Source organism: Schlesneria sp. (genome assembly GCF_036405755.1).
In the GTDB taxonomy this organism is placed as follows: Bacteria; Planctomycetota; Planctomycetia; order Planctomycetales; family Planctomycetaceae; genus Schlesneria; species Schlesneria sphaerica.
Window position 1 is genome coordinate 1 of record NZ_DASWWZ010000434.1, and the last position, 13,950, is coordinate 13,950.

The following is a 13,950-nucleotide window of genomic DNA, read 5'->3' on the forward strand; positions in this document are numbered from 1 at the left end:
CTGCGAGTTGCTCAGAACAATGCCATCCAGTCCGGAGTCGGTGGTGACATCGAGTTCAAACAAATGGACGTTCTGGAACTGAAGACATCCCTCGAATATGGCGTCATCATCACGAACCCCCCGTACGGAGAGCGAATCGGGGACAGCGAATCGGCCGCCGATATCTATGACGACATGGCAGACGCGTTCGAGCCGCTGAACACCTGGTCGATCTACGTCCTGACATCACACCCGGGCTTTGAACGCCTCTTCCGACGCCGGGCGACACGTCGCCGAAAGCTCTATAACGGTCGGATTGAGTGTCACTACTATCAGTATCTCGGCCCACGTCCGCCGTGGGAAATTCCGGCCGGCCCGGCAGATGCTGACCAGGACCAACAGTCCAGCCCAGATCACTAATCTGTCGCCTACAGAGCTAAGCACCCCACTCTTCTTAGCCTGTCGACAGGGCAGGCAGATCCCATGTGGAACCTGCTGAAGTGAGATCGACTGGCTTGCCATTCTGAACCGAGCCCGGAAGAATTCCTCACCCCCAATTGACGATCATGCCCGTGTACACCTCATGGGACGCATTGGAGGGGATGGAGTTTGATACCGCACCAGTCGCATCTCGGATGCCAGTGGGGCCTTCCCATGCGCCAGCGGGTCTACTAGATCAGCACTCTTCTCAGCCTGACCGCCGTCAGTCTTGTCGTCATCGGGTGGATCACGGCACTCGTGCGGCACACGGAGTTTTCACGATTCGGCACCGTGACTGGACTCACGCTCGCCTGGCTCTTCGCCTTGTGCCAGCATTTGACGAGGCCCGTTGCGGAAATATCTCATCCGCCCCGAACAAAGATGAGGCCCATACTTCATCGCATCAGTTTTTTGCTGGGGCTCATCTGCATCACAATGATTCCCGTTGGCTTGATCATCCGAGGAACCGAGCGTTGTGATTTACCCGAACACTTCTACAGCGGTTACGGTGGTTGGGCAGTTCACTTTTTCTTGATCCACTACTTCACGCAGCCTGCATTAGACAATAAAAAACGCAGACCCGACGGCAACCGTCATTAGCGTCAAAGATTCCCAGTCACGTATTGCAGTTGGCTGCTTCGACGAACACAATGCCCTTCCATTTCTCGCCGCGCTGACTGAATTGCACACAAATGAAAGTTTAAGATGGACGTCATTTACCGATACGATCCGTTTGCGCCGATTGTGGCTCGACAGATCCCCGATGCGGATGCCGCGATCAGCGAACTGGTGCAAGGTAATGATCGCTTCAAAAGTATCGTCGATCGAATGCAGCAGCATACGCTGGGAGAATCGACGGGCGAGCCCATGATTCTTCCGATGAGTCCCATGACCTGGGGCCTCCCGCTGTTCCCCGGTGCCGTCCCGACGCAGGCCCCCTTCGCCGCCGTCCTTGGCTGCTCTGACGCGCGTGTGCCGACCGAAGCGGTATTTGATCAAACCTTTAACAATCTCTTCGTCCTGCGTATCGCCGGTAATGTCCTCGGGTCCGAGTGTCTTGGCTCGCTGCACTACGCACTCAGGAACCTGAAGGAAAGCTTGAAGCTGGTTGTCGTCCTGGGTCATGCCAAGTGCGGTGCCGTGACAGCCGCAGTCGACACGAATCTGTCACCGGACGCCTATGCCAACATCGCCTGCACCTTCCCTCTGCGTTCTCTGGTGGATCAGATCCAGATCGCCGTCAGAGGGGCCACGCACGCCCTGGAAACATATCTGGGTTCGCCGATCACGGACAAGGCCAAATTCCGATCCGTCCTGGTTGCAGTCACCTCTTACGTCAACGCCGCCGTCTCGGCACTGGAACTCCAGCGTGAACTGGACCTTTATGACAAAGAGGGACCTCGCGTCGTCTTCGGCGTCTACGAATTCGAATCCCTGCGTGTCCAAAGCAGCCCCGAGTTCCGCCCCGAGGAGCCACGCCTGCGCTCCGCCCCCAGGAACGCCAAAGAGCTGGCCGACTATGCCTTCGAAGTCGTAACGGAAGTGATGTCGTTGAATAACCAGGACCATGAATCCGGATCTCTGATCGCCTCACAAAGTTAGTTCAATCACTCTGGCAACGGGCACCCCAATCGATGCTCGTCTAAGGCTTCCGCACTGGGTCGACTCTGCTGATTGGGAAAGGTACATGCGCATGGCCGAACGACTGGTCATACTGGCGATCCAGGTCTATCTGACGTGCCTGATTCCACTGGTGTTCTTTCAGCGATCACTGATTTACCACCCCTCACGTTCAGCCAGCCTTCCTGCTGCACAGGCAATTTCGCGGACATCAGTGATCGACATCCAGGTGAAGTCTCACGACGGTTTGACCCTGAATGGCTGGTTACTGATCGCGGGGAATCGGACCGGAAAGAATGAGAGCGAGGCCCTGAACCTGCTGGAGAAGGAAGGCAACCCGGTCATCCTCTATTTTCCGGGGAATGCCGGACAACGTTCAAGGCGGCTTGTGCCGATGGAGGTGCTGACATCCCTGAATGCGCATGTAGTGCTCGTTGACTACCGCGGTTACGGGGACAATCCCGGCACACCCTCCGAAGCCAGCTTTGCGAATGACGCCCGATCGATCTGGAATTATCTGACCGAAGAGCTGAACGTCTCACCCCGCCGGATTGTGATCTACGGTGAATCGCTGGGGGGTGGGGTCGCGACGCGATTAGCGGGCGAACTCTGCAAATCGGGGATCGAGCCTGGAGGGCTGATTGTGCAATCCACGTTCGACTCGCTGGTCGCAGTCGCTCAGAAGCATTTTCCATGGCTTCCCGTCGCCGTGCTGCTTGTGGACCGCTATCCCTCGGATCGCAGGATAAATTCGGTGACGTGTCCGATTCTTCAGATTCACGGCCAGCAAGACCAGATCGTTCCGTTCGAGAACGGGCAGAGACTGTTCGATGCCGCTCCCGCCGAATCAACGTCGGGGATCGCCAAGCAGCAGATCGTCATGCCCACCACCGATCATAACGATGTGTACGACTCGCAGAGAGATTCGGCGCTGCTGCAGGAAGGGTTACGCAGCTTCCTCGAACAGGTCCAATCACAGATTTCTATCCAGTCTACAGGTCGCCCGGCTGAGGCCGAACCAGATTCCGCTCTCTCTAATGTCACGCCCACTGCTCAAGAGGGCCAGAGCGTAACTCTTCTTGACCGACGAGTTGTCATGGCGGGTTTGTTACTGGCTTTTGTGGCTGCCCTCGAATTACTGAAGCGGCAACGCAGCCCACGTACACCGACTGGCGGCGATCATGGGCCCCCGACAAAGTAATCCCTCACGACCCTTCTTGTGTGCGGTAGGCCCGTCCCCTGACCGCAACTACGCGAGCCGTGATAGGCAGCCTCGTTATTGCTTCAATTGGGAGTGCAGACGATGAAGCTCCTGCAGAGCGGCCATCGGAGTCATCTCGTCGACATTTAACTGGCGCAGTTTATCGATGATGGGATGTTCTTCTTCTTCAAACAGCGCGAGCTGACGTTCCATCTTCCGTTTTGTTCGACGTTCCGGAACCCGGGTTCGCCCCGATTCGTCGACGTGGTCACTTTCCAGTGTCTTGAGAATCACTCGCGCCCGATCCAGAACCAGGCGGGGAACGCCGGCCAACTGAGCGACGTGGATTCCGTAGCTTTTATCTGCGGAACCCGGAACGATCTTATGCAGGAAGATGACATCATCGGCGTCTTCGCGGACAGCGACGTTCCAGTTGACGCATTCCTTCATTGACTGGGCCAGTTGAGTCAATTCGTGGTAGTGCGTCGCGAACATGGTGCGACACCCCGTAACGTCATGCAGGTATTCCGTGATCGCCCATGCGAGCGAGATGCCATCGTAGGTGCTGGTTCCACGGCCAATCTCGTCGAGGATCACCAGGCTCTGCTTCGTTGCGGCGTTGAGAATCCTTGCCGTTTCCGTCATCTCGACCATGAAGGTACTTTGCCCCTTGCCCAGTTCATCACTGGCGCCAACACGGGCAAAGACACGATCTGCGATCCCGATCCGGGCGGAACTGGCGGGAACGAAACTGCCCATTTGAGCCAGAATCGTGATCAGGGCCGCCTGTCGAATATAAGTACTCTTTCCCGCCATGTTCGGGCCGGTAATGAGCTGGACAAGTCCCTCAGGAAGTGGGTTGGCCGGTGCATCGGGTGGTGCGGACTGCGTTTCGGACGCCTCTGCTTCCCCGCTGGAATCGGAAGCCGGAATCGACCGGGTCAAACTTCCTTTTTTGCCCATGCGGACATCATTCGGCACGAATTCGCCACTTGGCTTCAATCGATCAAGGACAGGATGTCGCCCTTCCCGGATATCCAGTACGGGGTCCAGCGTGATCTCTGGCCGGCAATAGCGGGCACTGATCGCGAGCGTGGCAAGTCCCGCCAGAGTGTCGATCTCTGCCAGAATTTCGGCAATCTCTTTCAGCCGGGCGGATTGCTGAGCGACACGTTCCCGCAGTGCGTTAAACAGTTCCTGCTCGAGCTGGATCGCCTGGCCTTCTGCCCGCAGAACCTTGTCTTCGTACTCTTTGAGCTGCGGGGTAATAAACCGCTCATAGTTTTTGAGCGTCTGTTTACGGATGTAATCCGCGGGGACCTTATCCGACTGGGCCGCCGTGCATTCGAGGTAGTACCCGAAGACGCGATTGAAACCGACTTTCAGATTGGGGATTCCTGTCCGCTCAATTTCTTCGGCCTGGTAGCGCGTGATCCAGTCTTTGCCGCCACGGGCCAGATCCCGCCATTCGTCCAGTTGCGCGTTGTAGCCCTCCCGTATCATCCCCCCATCACTCGTCAGCATCGGAGGCTCATCGACCAGAGAGGCCTCGATATCCGCCCGCAGTTCCGGACAAAGATCCAGACGGCCTTCGAGTTCCATCAGCCGACGAGACTTTCGACCCGACAGCTTGGCTTTCAGCCGGGGCAACAGTGCCAGTGTTCTCGCCAGGCAAGACAAATCACGCGGAGAACAGCGGCCCGTTGCCACACGGGCAGTCAAACGCAGGAGGTCATACGCTTCCTGAAGCTGCTCACGCAGTTCACGGCAGAAAACCGCTTCTGCCATCAGTTCTTCAATCGCATCCAGACGCAGATTGATGCGGGCAACATCGGTGAGGGGATTCGACAACCATTCCCCCAGCAAACGGGCTCCCATCGGTGTCACCGTTTCGTCGATGACCGCCAGTAGACTTCCTTCCCGCTGTCCTTCCCGCAATGTCCGCGTCAGTTCCAGGCTGCGTCGTGTCGCTTCATCGATCAGCAGACAGGTCCCTCGCCGGTAAGGCTCCAGGCGCGTGATATGCCCCAGTCCACTTTTCTGAGTTTCTCTGACATATTCAAGCAGTGCACCGGCCGCCGTGACGCCGGGCGTATCCTCGTCGATATCGAACCCGGACAATGTGCGCGTCTGGAAATGTTCCAGCAAAGTTCGCTTGCACTGATCAGCGGCGAACGACCAGGGGGCCCGATCACTGAGCAGCATTCCATTCATCTGGTTCAGCATCTGGACCAGGGGGAGTGTCTCAGACTTTTCGGGGATGAGGCATTCTGCAGGCCGGATTCGAGCGATCTCGTCGACGACGTGTTCCGGCGCCAGATCCGCCATCACGAACCGCCCGGTCGAGACCTCAAGCCATGCCAGCCCGCAGAGATCTTTCGCGGGGAAGACACAGGCCAGGAAATTGCTTTCCCGGGGGTCAAGCATGGAATCTTCAGTCAGGGTCCCGGGAGTGACAACGCGGGTCACATCTCGTTTAACCGGCCCCTTGGCCTGCTTGGGATCTTCCATCTGTTCGCAGATCGCCGCCCGGAAACCTCCGCGTACGAGTTTCTGCAGATAGCCGTCAAGTTGATGGTAAGGGAATCCCGCCATCGGAATGGGGTTGGTTGAACCTTTATCGCGACTGGTCAGCGTCAGCCCGATCACTTTCGAAGCAACCACGGCGTCTTCGTAGAACAGCTCGTAAAAATCCCCCATGCGAAAAAGCAGAATGGCATTGGGATGCTGCGCCTTCACCTCAAGATACCGTTGCATGGCAGGGGTGGGGGCACGTTCGGGAGTTGTCGTCATGGATGGATCAGGTTGAATCGATAGAGGAAAGCCGGTAATTCCCCTGCACTCTAACGAGCGGCGGGGGCCTCGCCCACCTCAGCACCCCTTCCGCGACCGGATGGTCAGCTTCGTCGAACGGATTTTCGGTCAGAAGCGATCGTGCCACCAACTGTGCGACGTCCTCAAGTCGGGGATTGCCTGTTGAACTTTCGCACAGGTACAATCGGAGTCCCTTCTTCGCTCGTGGTTTCTCTCAAGGAAACTCCCATGGTTCGCCAATCTGTCTGCTCGCTTGCGGTAATTCTTGTGACTGCTGCTTCACTGGGACTCATGATCGCCTCTCCGACCGAGGTCGTCGGCGCGGAGAAGAATAAAACAACGTTCCGGAAGCCGATCAAGAACCCTTCCTTCAATCCTGACGCTACGCAGGTAAACCTCTTCGAAGCGGTCGATTCCGGCAAAGTCACCGTCCGCCTGATCCCCAAGAATGCCCGGGGTGGCAAAGTGCTGATCGAGAACAAACTGGACCAGCCCCTGACCGTCAAAATCCCGGAGGCGGTCGCCGCCGTATCGATTCACTCGCAATTCGCAAACTCGCAAATGGACAACAACGCACAGGGGGCTTTCGGGTTCGGCAAAGCTGCCGGCGGCGATCAAGCCGGCCCGCAGAACCTCGGGGGCGGCATCATGCCGCTCCTGCAAAATAAGCAGGCTGCCGGAAATGAACCGGGGAAGCCCAATGTCGACGAGCTGGGACAAGGCCTGTTCTCGATTCCTGCCGAATCCGTCATCTCGCTTCCGTTCAGCTCGGTCTGCCTGGAACATGGCAAGCCCGAACCGACCACGGGCAGTAAATATACCCTCGTTCCCATCAACAGAATCAGCCGCGATCCGGTGCTGCATCAATTGATCGCCACCGTGGGTCGGGGGGGTGTCGACCAGCAAGCTGCCCAGGCGGCGGCATGGCACGTCGCAAACGGAAAAAGCTTTCAGGAATTGAGCGAACTAATCACAACTCCGATCGATCTGCTCACCCAGACACCTCACTTCAGTGTGGACCAGATCATCAAAGCCGAACAACTTGTGGCGCGCGCTCGTGAACGATCGGAAGAGTTATCCGTTATCGAGGCAACTGCGAAGGTGACATCCAACAAGTAGTGACAGCGAGCCCGATGTGTTGATGTCGTCCCCGGCCCGTTTTCACACGACGCGTCAGTCCACTCTCTCAGTCCCGGTTTGCGGAAGTGAGCTTCTGCTGCCGTTCATCGTCTCGCTGTGCTGCAGAAGAGGGCTCGACGAATACTCGTTGCAGACTTTTCGGGGGGGATGTAGGGTATCTTTCTCCAGAGGGTAAGTCCGTAACGTCCGAGGAATGACCAGATGCGAATGGCCAGGGATTGTGTGCGCTGGGTCGACAGCATTCTGGCATTCACCTGGCTATTGCTGACCTTGGGATCGAGTGTTGCTGCCGAGACGCAGCCAACCGAGTCGATTCGGTCGCTCCTCATTCAGAAATGTATCGCCTGCCATAGCGGCGACGAACCCCAGGGAGGGCTCGATCTCACCACGCGGGAACACCTGCTGACGGGTGGTGAATCCGGTTCTGCATTCGACGAATCACAGCCACTTTCCAGCCTGATCTGGCAACGGGTCGAGCAAGGGGATATGCCCCCCAAACACCCGCTGACAGACGAGGAAAAACAAACCGTCAGACTCTGGCTCGAAGGGGGAGCGACGTGGTCCGGCGGGGCACTCGATCCGCTGGCAGTGACCACCCCACATCGCGCAGGCTTCGACTGGTGGTCCCTGCGCCCCCTGAGACAAGTCACGATTCCCTCAAACAGCATGACGGAAATCCGCACGCAGCCGATTGACGATTTCGTACTGGACGAATTAGCCAGGCATCAGCTTTCGATGTCCGCTGCGGCAGACGCCTCGACACTGATTCGGCGAATCTCCTATGACCTGCTCGGGTTGCCCCCCCTGCCCCAGGAGGTGGCCGAGTTCGCAGCGGACTCGCGTCCCGATGCCATCGAACGACTGATTGACCGGTTGCTCGCATCCCCCCATTACGGAGAGCGGTGGGCACGACACTGGCTGGATGTCGTCCGATTCGGCGAGAGCAATGGATTCGAGCGAGATCTGCCACGACCGAACGCCTGGCATTACCGGGACTGGGTCATCAGTGCTCTCAATCGAGACATGGCGTACGACGATTTTGTCCGCTGGCAACTCGCCGGAGACGTGCTGGGCCAAGACGACGCGGAATCGATCAAGGCGATGGGATTTCTGGTCGCCGGGGCACACGATACGGTCAGTCCCGTCGTCGACACGATGCGCGCAACCATGCGCCAGGATGAACTCGAGGATCTGGTCGGAACAGTCACTCAGACGTTCCTGGGCCTCACCGTGAACTGTGCCCGATGCCACGACCATAAGTTCGATCCCATCACCGCGCGAGAGTACTATCAGATCGCATCTTCGCTGGCCGGGATCAATCACGGCGATCGCGAGTACACCCCACCCGAGGTTGTCCGTCAGCTCGCGGCGTGGCAGACGGAAATCGAACAACTGACCCGGCAACTGAAAGAGGAAGAGACTCCCCTTCGCGAGCTCATCCTGTCGGCACGGAGTGCCCCGGAAAAGCGATCCTCAGTCACTCACCGGGAACCACAGCCATTCGCAGCCTGGGACTTTACCCAGGATCTGCGGGATCAGGCAGGCAACCTGCAACTGACGTTAGTGGGGTCGGCAGAGCGAACTCCGAACGGTCTCATCCTTGATGGAAAGTCGTTCGCCCGATCGTCCCCCCTGCCCATCGCCTTGGCGGAAAAGACGCTGGAAGTGCGGGTTCAACTGAAAACACTGCACCAGTCAGGAGGGGGCGCGATCAGCCTCCAGACACTCGATGGCCAGACATTTGATGCGATTGTCTACGCGGAAAACGAAGCCGCACGGTGGATGGCGGGAAGTGAAGGTTTTCAGCGCACCCTTTCCTATCAGGGGGCAGCCGAAGAACGGGCCGAGCAAGAGGCGATTGTCTTCACACAAGTTTATCACGCCGACGGAATCATTACCGGTTACCGGAACGGCCAGCCCTACGGGATCTCCATCCGAAAATCGGCCGCCATGGCGTTCGAAGCGGGGCAATCCCAGATTCTGCTCGGACTGCGACACGGAACCGAAGCGGGTGGTAACCGAATTCTGACGGGAACTATCCTCACCGCCAAACTTTTTGACAAAGCTCTCACGCCGGACGAAGTCGCCGCCTCGGCCGATGTCACCAACACGTACGTCTCAGAAGATGAGATCCTGTCGCGACTGACTCCCGAACGGCAGACATCGCGTATCGCGACAAAAGAGCGACTGAATCGCCTGAAGCAGAGCCATGCAGAACTGGCGAAGAATGGTCCGCAGACGGTTTATACAGCGATACTGACCCAGCCCCCGGCAATGAGGGTTCATAAGCGAGGAAGTGTTGTTGCACTGGGAGAAGAGGTCGAGCCTGCGGGATTGATGGCCATCAAGGGACTGAATCCTTCCTTCGAGCTTCGGCCTGACTCCATCGAATCACATCGGCGAAGCAAGCTCGCAGAATGGATCACCGATGCCCGCAATCCTCTCTTTGCCCGGGTCATGGCAAACCGCATCTGGCATTACCACTTTGGACAGGGACTGGTGGAATCACCGAATGACTTCGGTTTTCATGCGGGAATGCCTAGCCACCCGGACTTACTGGAATGGCTGGCTCAAGAGTTCAGGAATGGGAGTGCGAGATCAGGTGCGCCAAACGAAGCCGCCGGAGCGAACAGGAGCTCTGCATCGCGTTTTTCGCTGAAACGACTGCACCGGCTGATGCTGAGCTCTACCACTTACAGACAATCGTCCGCCTTCAATCCCGACGCCGCTCGCCAGGATGCCAGCAACCGGTTCCTCTGGCGAATGAATCCCCGTCGATTAGAAGCAGAAGCGGTCCGGGATACGATGCTGTCCGTTTCCGGATCACTCAATACCGAACTCGGTGGGAAAGGCTATTCGGATGTAAACTCGTACTTCTTCAAAGGGACGCAGTTCTACGATCCGATCGATCCGGTCGGCCACTCCTCTCACCGACGCACTTTGTATCGAATGGGAGCGCGCGGCGGACGGAGTCCCTTCCTGGACAACTTTGACTGCCCGGACCCTTCGACGACGACGCCCCGCCGGTCATCGACGGTGACACCCCTCCAGGCGCTTTCACTCCTGAATCACTCATTCAGCCTGCGAATGGCTGACCAGTTCGCTGAACGGCTTCGGCAGATCAGTAACCAACCGGACAGCCAGGCGAAAGCCGCGTTTGAGTTGCTTTACTGTCGGATCCCTGACGAACAGGAAATCGCACTCAGCCGGGCCTTCATCGCGGACCAGGGATTGTCGGAATTCTGCCGGGCGCTGTGGAACTCGTCCGAATTTCTGTTCGTCGACTGACTTCACGACTCGATCGGCCGACGGATGACTAAGGGGGGTCGAATCCGCCGGGGTGAAAAGGATGACACCGCAGGATTCTCCAGATCCCTTTCCACGCCCCCACGATCGGGCCGTATTTCTCGACAGCTTCGATGAAGTAATTGCTGCACGACGGATAGAACCGACAATTGCTGCCCAGTAAGGGACTGATCAGCCGTTGATAAAGACGAACGACGCGGATCAGTACGACCGCCAGAAATCCTCGCAACAAGCGAATGATGATCATTGCGGCATCCGGGAAGACGGAGAGTTTCGGCTCGGCTCGGCGGAATTCTGGTCCAGTCGCCGCTGCAAACGGCGGGACACATTCACCAGTGAGTGCTGATAAGCTTCGAGACTTGCCTTCTCTTTGGCCAGCGGGATGGCGATCAGGTCGACGCCCTGAGGGATCTCGTACTGTTTCAAGCGGAACGCTTCTCGAAGCAGCCGCTTCAAGCGATTCCTGACAATGGCACCACCATGCTTGCGCGAAACACTGAGCCCGATCCGCGTGACGGGACTGGAACTTCGAGCGGCGAACAGCAGCAGCACGCCATCCGCCGCTTTGCACTTGAGCGCGTAAACGCGTTCAAAGTCTGCTTTCGCTCGAAGATGTTGGGCTTTGGTGAAGGTGAACCGAGTCATGGTTAGTCATCTCTTTGATCACCTCGTCGATTACGATCCGGGTCGTCGATTGGGGATTCAGTGACAGTGGGCTTTGCGGGTTTCAGGAACCAGAAGTCATCACAGATCGTTCGTTGCGGAGGCCCCACATTCCTTGCAAGCCGCCTCAATCGTCTGGCCCAGACCATCGTCGCTGCAATGATCCCCACACCTAAGATGGCAATTCCGCCCACGGCAGCCAAGGCAATCGAGGCTTTCCGTTTCTTCTCATCCGTCGTGAGTACACCCGATTCCGGGGCATCAATCTGGTCCGTTCGTCCGACAGCATCCACAGACTGGGGCAAGTCCCCCGCCAGCGGCAGTCGCTCGTGATCCTGGGCCAGCAGGACCTGTGACACCAACACCGGCAAAACAAAGAACCAACTGCCGCAAGAGTAGCCCACCGCTGGCACGAAGGAACCAACGATTGATTTCACCATAGCCCCTCACGAACAGAGGCTTCTCCTTCGGCGATTTGTTCGTAGAGCGTTTTCTCACGCTCTGTGATTTTCTTGGGCAGGACGATTTTCACCACGACAAACTGGTCACCCGGTTGTTTGGTGGCGGAATCGATAACTCCCTTGCCCCGAAGTCTGAGCTTCATCCCACTGGACGTTCCAGGTGGGATTTTGACCACGACAGGCCCTTCACTGAGCGTGGGAACGTCCACCTTCGTCCCCAGCACGGCTTCGCTGGGAGAGACGGGAACATCGACCAGCAGATTAGCACCTTCCCGTCGGAAGTAGGGATGTGGCTTAACTTCAACCTTCAGCAGCAAATCGCCCGGGATACCACTGGAAGAACCTCCGCCCCCCTGACCCGCCAGTCGAATGACTTGCCCGTCGTTGACCCCCGCCGGGATCTTGACCCCCAAAGTTTCGATGGAGCCGCTTCGATCAATTCGCACATCAACCATTCCCCCCTTGACGGCTGTCTCAAAGGGAACCTGAACCGTCGCGCGGATGTCCTCACCTTTGAACGCACTCGCCCGTTTGCCTCGCGGCGAACTCGTCCGGGACGTGCCACGGTTCATGGAGCTGTTGAAAAGATCGCCCAGATCGATTCCCCCGCTACCGAAGAAATCACCCAGATCGATCGGGCCTGTTCCGTGGGCCGTATACCCACCCGGCCCCCCCGGACCGAAGGGCGAACCACCGGCCGAAGCTCTCCGCTGAAAATCGGCGCCGAACTGATCGTACTGCTGTCGTTTTTCTGTATCGTTCAGGACGTCATAGGCTTCCTGAATCTTCTTGAACGTCTCGGCGGCCTTCGGATCGTTTGGCTTTGCATCCGGGTGATTGACCCGCGCGAGCTTGCGATAGGCTTTGCGGATCTCGTCCGCACTCGCTGTTTTCGAAACGCCCAATGTTTTGTAGTAGTCGTCTGCCATGAGTGGTTGATGTCTCACAGTGAGTTCAAGGTCCGATCGGAAAATTCTAAGATTGTGTCTGAGATCGAACAAGGAGCATCTGTTGTTTTGCGAATAACCCCAGGCAGCCAGTTGACGATTCCACGAGTTCCACCGAAGATCGATTCTGAACGTCGTTGCGGCTTGTTTGGTTACGTTTGAGGATTATTCCGTGAGTTCCCCCCTTCCCCCAGACGTGCCTCACCAGACGAACCTTGCCTCACCCCGGTCCTTAAACGGCCGCTGGCGCTGGGGGGCCGCCATCCTGACTGTTGCGCTCGTCGCTCAAGCCGTACTTCTCACTTACTGGTGGGGAGACCCGACCTACTCCAAGATGTCGGTGCTGTTCGTGTGGCCCGCCGCACTCTTCGCCCTCACCATTTGGTGGGCGTTTTTTTCGGGCTGGTCACGAGGCGTTCGCTTCGGAACTCTGACTGCCATCGCGGCGTTGACGGTCGCCTTCTTCAGCCTTTACCGATTGGAATGGGATGGCGCGATGGTTCCGCGCCGGTTTGTGTTGCGGTCCAAACCGAGCGGAGAGGAGATCGCACGCCAATATCTGAAGGACCGACCCTCGAAAAGCGTCCCTGCACCGGATGCCGCCAATGCTCCCGAACAGGAACCGCTGGTACTCACACCTGGCGACTGGCCAGGCTACCGGGGTCCGAACCGCGACGGCGTCATCACTGGGGGAGACCTTCGCGTTGACTGGAATTCCCAGCCGCCGCGCGAGGTCTGGCGGCACCCCGTCGGCCGTGCCTGGTCCTCGTTCGCAGTGATTGGAGACCACGCCTTCACGCAAGAACAACGGGACGACAAGGAATGTGTCGTTGCCTATCAAGTCGAGACCGGCAACGAATTGTGGGTGCATGAGGACACGACCATCCTTTCGATCGTGGACGCTAACGGCGGCCCGGGGCCCCATGCCACGCCGCAGTTCGATTCGGGATTGCTCTACTCGCTCGGCGGCACAGGAATCCTGAACTGCCTGGACGCGGCGTCCGGCAAACGAATCTGGACCGTCAACATCCTCGCCGACGCCGGCAAAGAGAATTCCCCTGTCCCCAACATTGAGTGGGGAATGTCATGCTCTCCTCTGGTGGTGGATAACCTGGTCATTGTCATTCCGGGCGGATCGGACGTGTCCGGTGGTGTGGGATTTGACCGGGGAGTTGCTGCATATCAGAAAATTTCGGGACAACTCGTCTGGTCGGCCGGAAAACATAAATCCAGTTACGGCAGCCCGCGACTCGCCGAACTGGCTGGTGTCCGACAATTAATGATCCCAAACGCCGATGGACTCTCGGGCCATGACAGCCACACGGGCCGTGAACTCTGG

10 protein-coding genes and 1 pseudogene are annotated in these 13,950 nt (G+C 57.8%); 6 read left to right on the top strand and 5 right to left on the bottom strand.

The features are described from left to right. From VGE80_RS14820 to VGE80_RS14830, 3 genes and pseudogenes are all read left to right on the top strand, one after another. Positions 1–399, top strand: a pseudogene (locus VGE80_RS14820) (class I SAM-dependent RNA methyltransferase); the annotation flags it as partial. A 765-nt stretch (positions 400–1,164) separates the two neighbouring features. Next, on the top strand, positions 1,165–2,061 hold the full coding sequence (locus VGE80_RS14825) for a carbonic anhydrase (RefSeq protein WP_440593200.1): 897 nt from the start codon (positions 1,165–1,167) through the stop codon (positions 2,059–2,061). 91 nt (positions 2,062–2,152) lie between these two features. After that, positions 2,153–3,280, top strand: a complete 1,128-nt coding sequence (locus VGE80_RS14830) for an alpha/beta hydrolase (RefSeq protein ID WP_440593201.1) — start codon at positions 2,153–2,155, stop codon at positions 3,278–3,280. 75 nt (positions 3,281–3,355) lie between these two features. On the opposite strand, the gene mutS is transcribed toward VGE80_RS14830, so the two are convergent. Beyond that, positions 3,356–6,073, bottom strand: coding sequence for a DNA mismatch repair protein MutS (gene mutS, locus VGE80_RS14835; RefSeq protein WP_440593202.1), 2,718 nt, complete (start codon positions 6,071–6,073; stop codon positions 3,356–3,358). A 249-nt stretch (positions 6,074–6,322) separates the two neighbouring features. Between mutS and VGE80_RS14840 the strand changes: the two genes are divergently transcribed. Together VGE80_RS14840 and VGE80_RS14845 are read left to right on the top strand one after the other, a co-directional pair. Beyond that, the gene (locus VGE80_RS14840; RefSeq protein WP_440593203.1) at positions 6,323–7,213 is read left to right on the top strand and encodes a hypothetical protein; all 891 of its coding nucleotides are present in this window, start codon (positions 6,323–6,325) and stop codon (positions 7,211–7,213) included. Positions 7,214–7,435: 222 nt separating this feature from the next. Then, the gene (locus VGE80_RS14845; RefSeq protein ID WP_440593204.1) at positions 7,436–10,522 is read left to right on the top strand and encodes a DUF1549 domain-containing protein; all 3,087 of its coding nucleotides are present in this window, start codon (positions 7,436–7,438) and stop codon (positions 10,520–10,522) included. Between the two features lie 28 nt (positions 10,523–10,550). Here the strand turns inward: VGE80_RS14845 and yidD are convergent, their stop codons facing one another. The 4 genes from yidD to VGE80_RS14865 are packed head-to-tail and all read right to left on the bottom strand — an operon-like array spanning position 10,551 to position 12,611. Continuing rightward, the gene (yidD, locus tag VGE80_RS14850) at positions 10,551–10,787 is read right to left on the bottom strand and encodes a membrane protein insertion efficiency factor YidD (RefSeq protein WP_440593205.1); all 237 of its coding nucleotides are present in this window, start codon (positions 10,785–10,787) and stop codon (positions 10,551–10,553) included. Further along, positions 10,784–11,185: a ribonuclease P protein component gene (rnpA, locus tag VGE80_RS14855; protein WP_440593206.1), complete on the bottom strand. Its 402-nt coding sequence runs from the start codon at positions 11,183–11,185 to the stop codon at positions 10,784–10,786. Before rnpA ends, yidD begins: the two co-directional genes overlap by 4 nt. A 2-nt stretch (positions 11,186–11,187) precedes the next feature. Further along, positions 11,188–11,643, bottom strand: a complete 456-nt coding sequence (locus VGE80_RS14860; protein ID WP_440593207.1) for a hypothetical protein — start codon at positions 11,641–11,643, stop codon at positions 11,188–11,190. After that, on the bottom strand, positions 11,637–12,611 hold the full coding sequence (locus tag VGE80_RS14865; protein ID WP_440593208.1) for a DnaJ C-terminal domain-containing protein: 975 nt from the start codon (positions 12,609–12,611) through the stop codon (positions 11,637–11,639). The genes VGE80_RS14860 and VGE80_RS14865 overlap by 7 nt, the downstream gene beginning before the upstream one ends. Positions 12,612–12,783: 172 nt before the next feature. Between VGE80_RS14865 and VGE80_RS14870 the strand changes: the two genes are divergently transcribed. Beyond that, positions 12,784–13,950 (top strand): outer membrane protein assembly factor BamB family protein (locus VGE80_RS14870; RefSeq protein WP_440593209.1); only part of this gene is annotated, 1,167 nt, incomplete at its 3' end.

Excerpts from the sequence above, each read along its gene's own strand:
- VGE80_RS14825 (WP_440593200.1), top strand. The coding sequence starts at position 1,165 with ATGGACGTCATTTACCGATACGATCCGTTTGCGCCGATTGTGGCTCGA.
- VGE80_RS14830 (WP_440593201.1), top strand. The coding sequence starts at position 2,153 with ATGGCCGAACGACTGGTCATACTGGCGATCCAGGTCTATCTGACGTGC.
- mutS (WP_440593202.1), bottom strand. The coding sequence starts at position 6,073 with ATGACGACAACTCCCGAACGTGCCCCCACCCCTGCCATGCAACGGTAT.
- VGE80_RS14840 (WP_440593203.1), top strand. The coding sequence starts at position 6,323 with ATGGTTCGCCAATCTGTCTGCTCGCTTGCGGTAATTCTTGTGACTGCT.
- VGE80_RS14845 (WP_440593204.1), top strand. The coding sequence starts at position 7,436 with ATGCGAATGGCCAGGGATTGTGTGCGCTGGGTCGACAGCATTCTGGCA.
- yidD (WP_440593205.1), bottom strand. The coding sequence starts at position 10,787 with ATGATCATCATTCGCTTGTTGCGAGGATTTCTGGCGGTCGTACTGATC.
- rnpA (WP_440593206.1), bottom strand. The coding sequence starts at position 11,185 with ATGACTCGGTTCACCTTCACCAAAGCCCAACATCTTCGAGCGAAAGCA.
- VGE80_RS14860 (WP_440593207.1), bottom strand. The coding sequence starts at position 11,643 with ATGGTGAAATCAATCGTTGGTTCCTTCGTGCCAGCGGTGGGCTACTCT.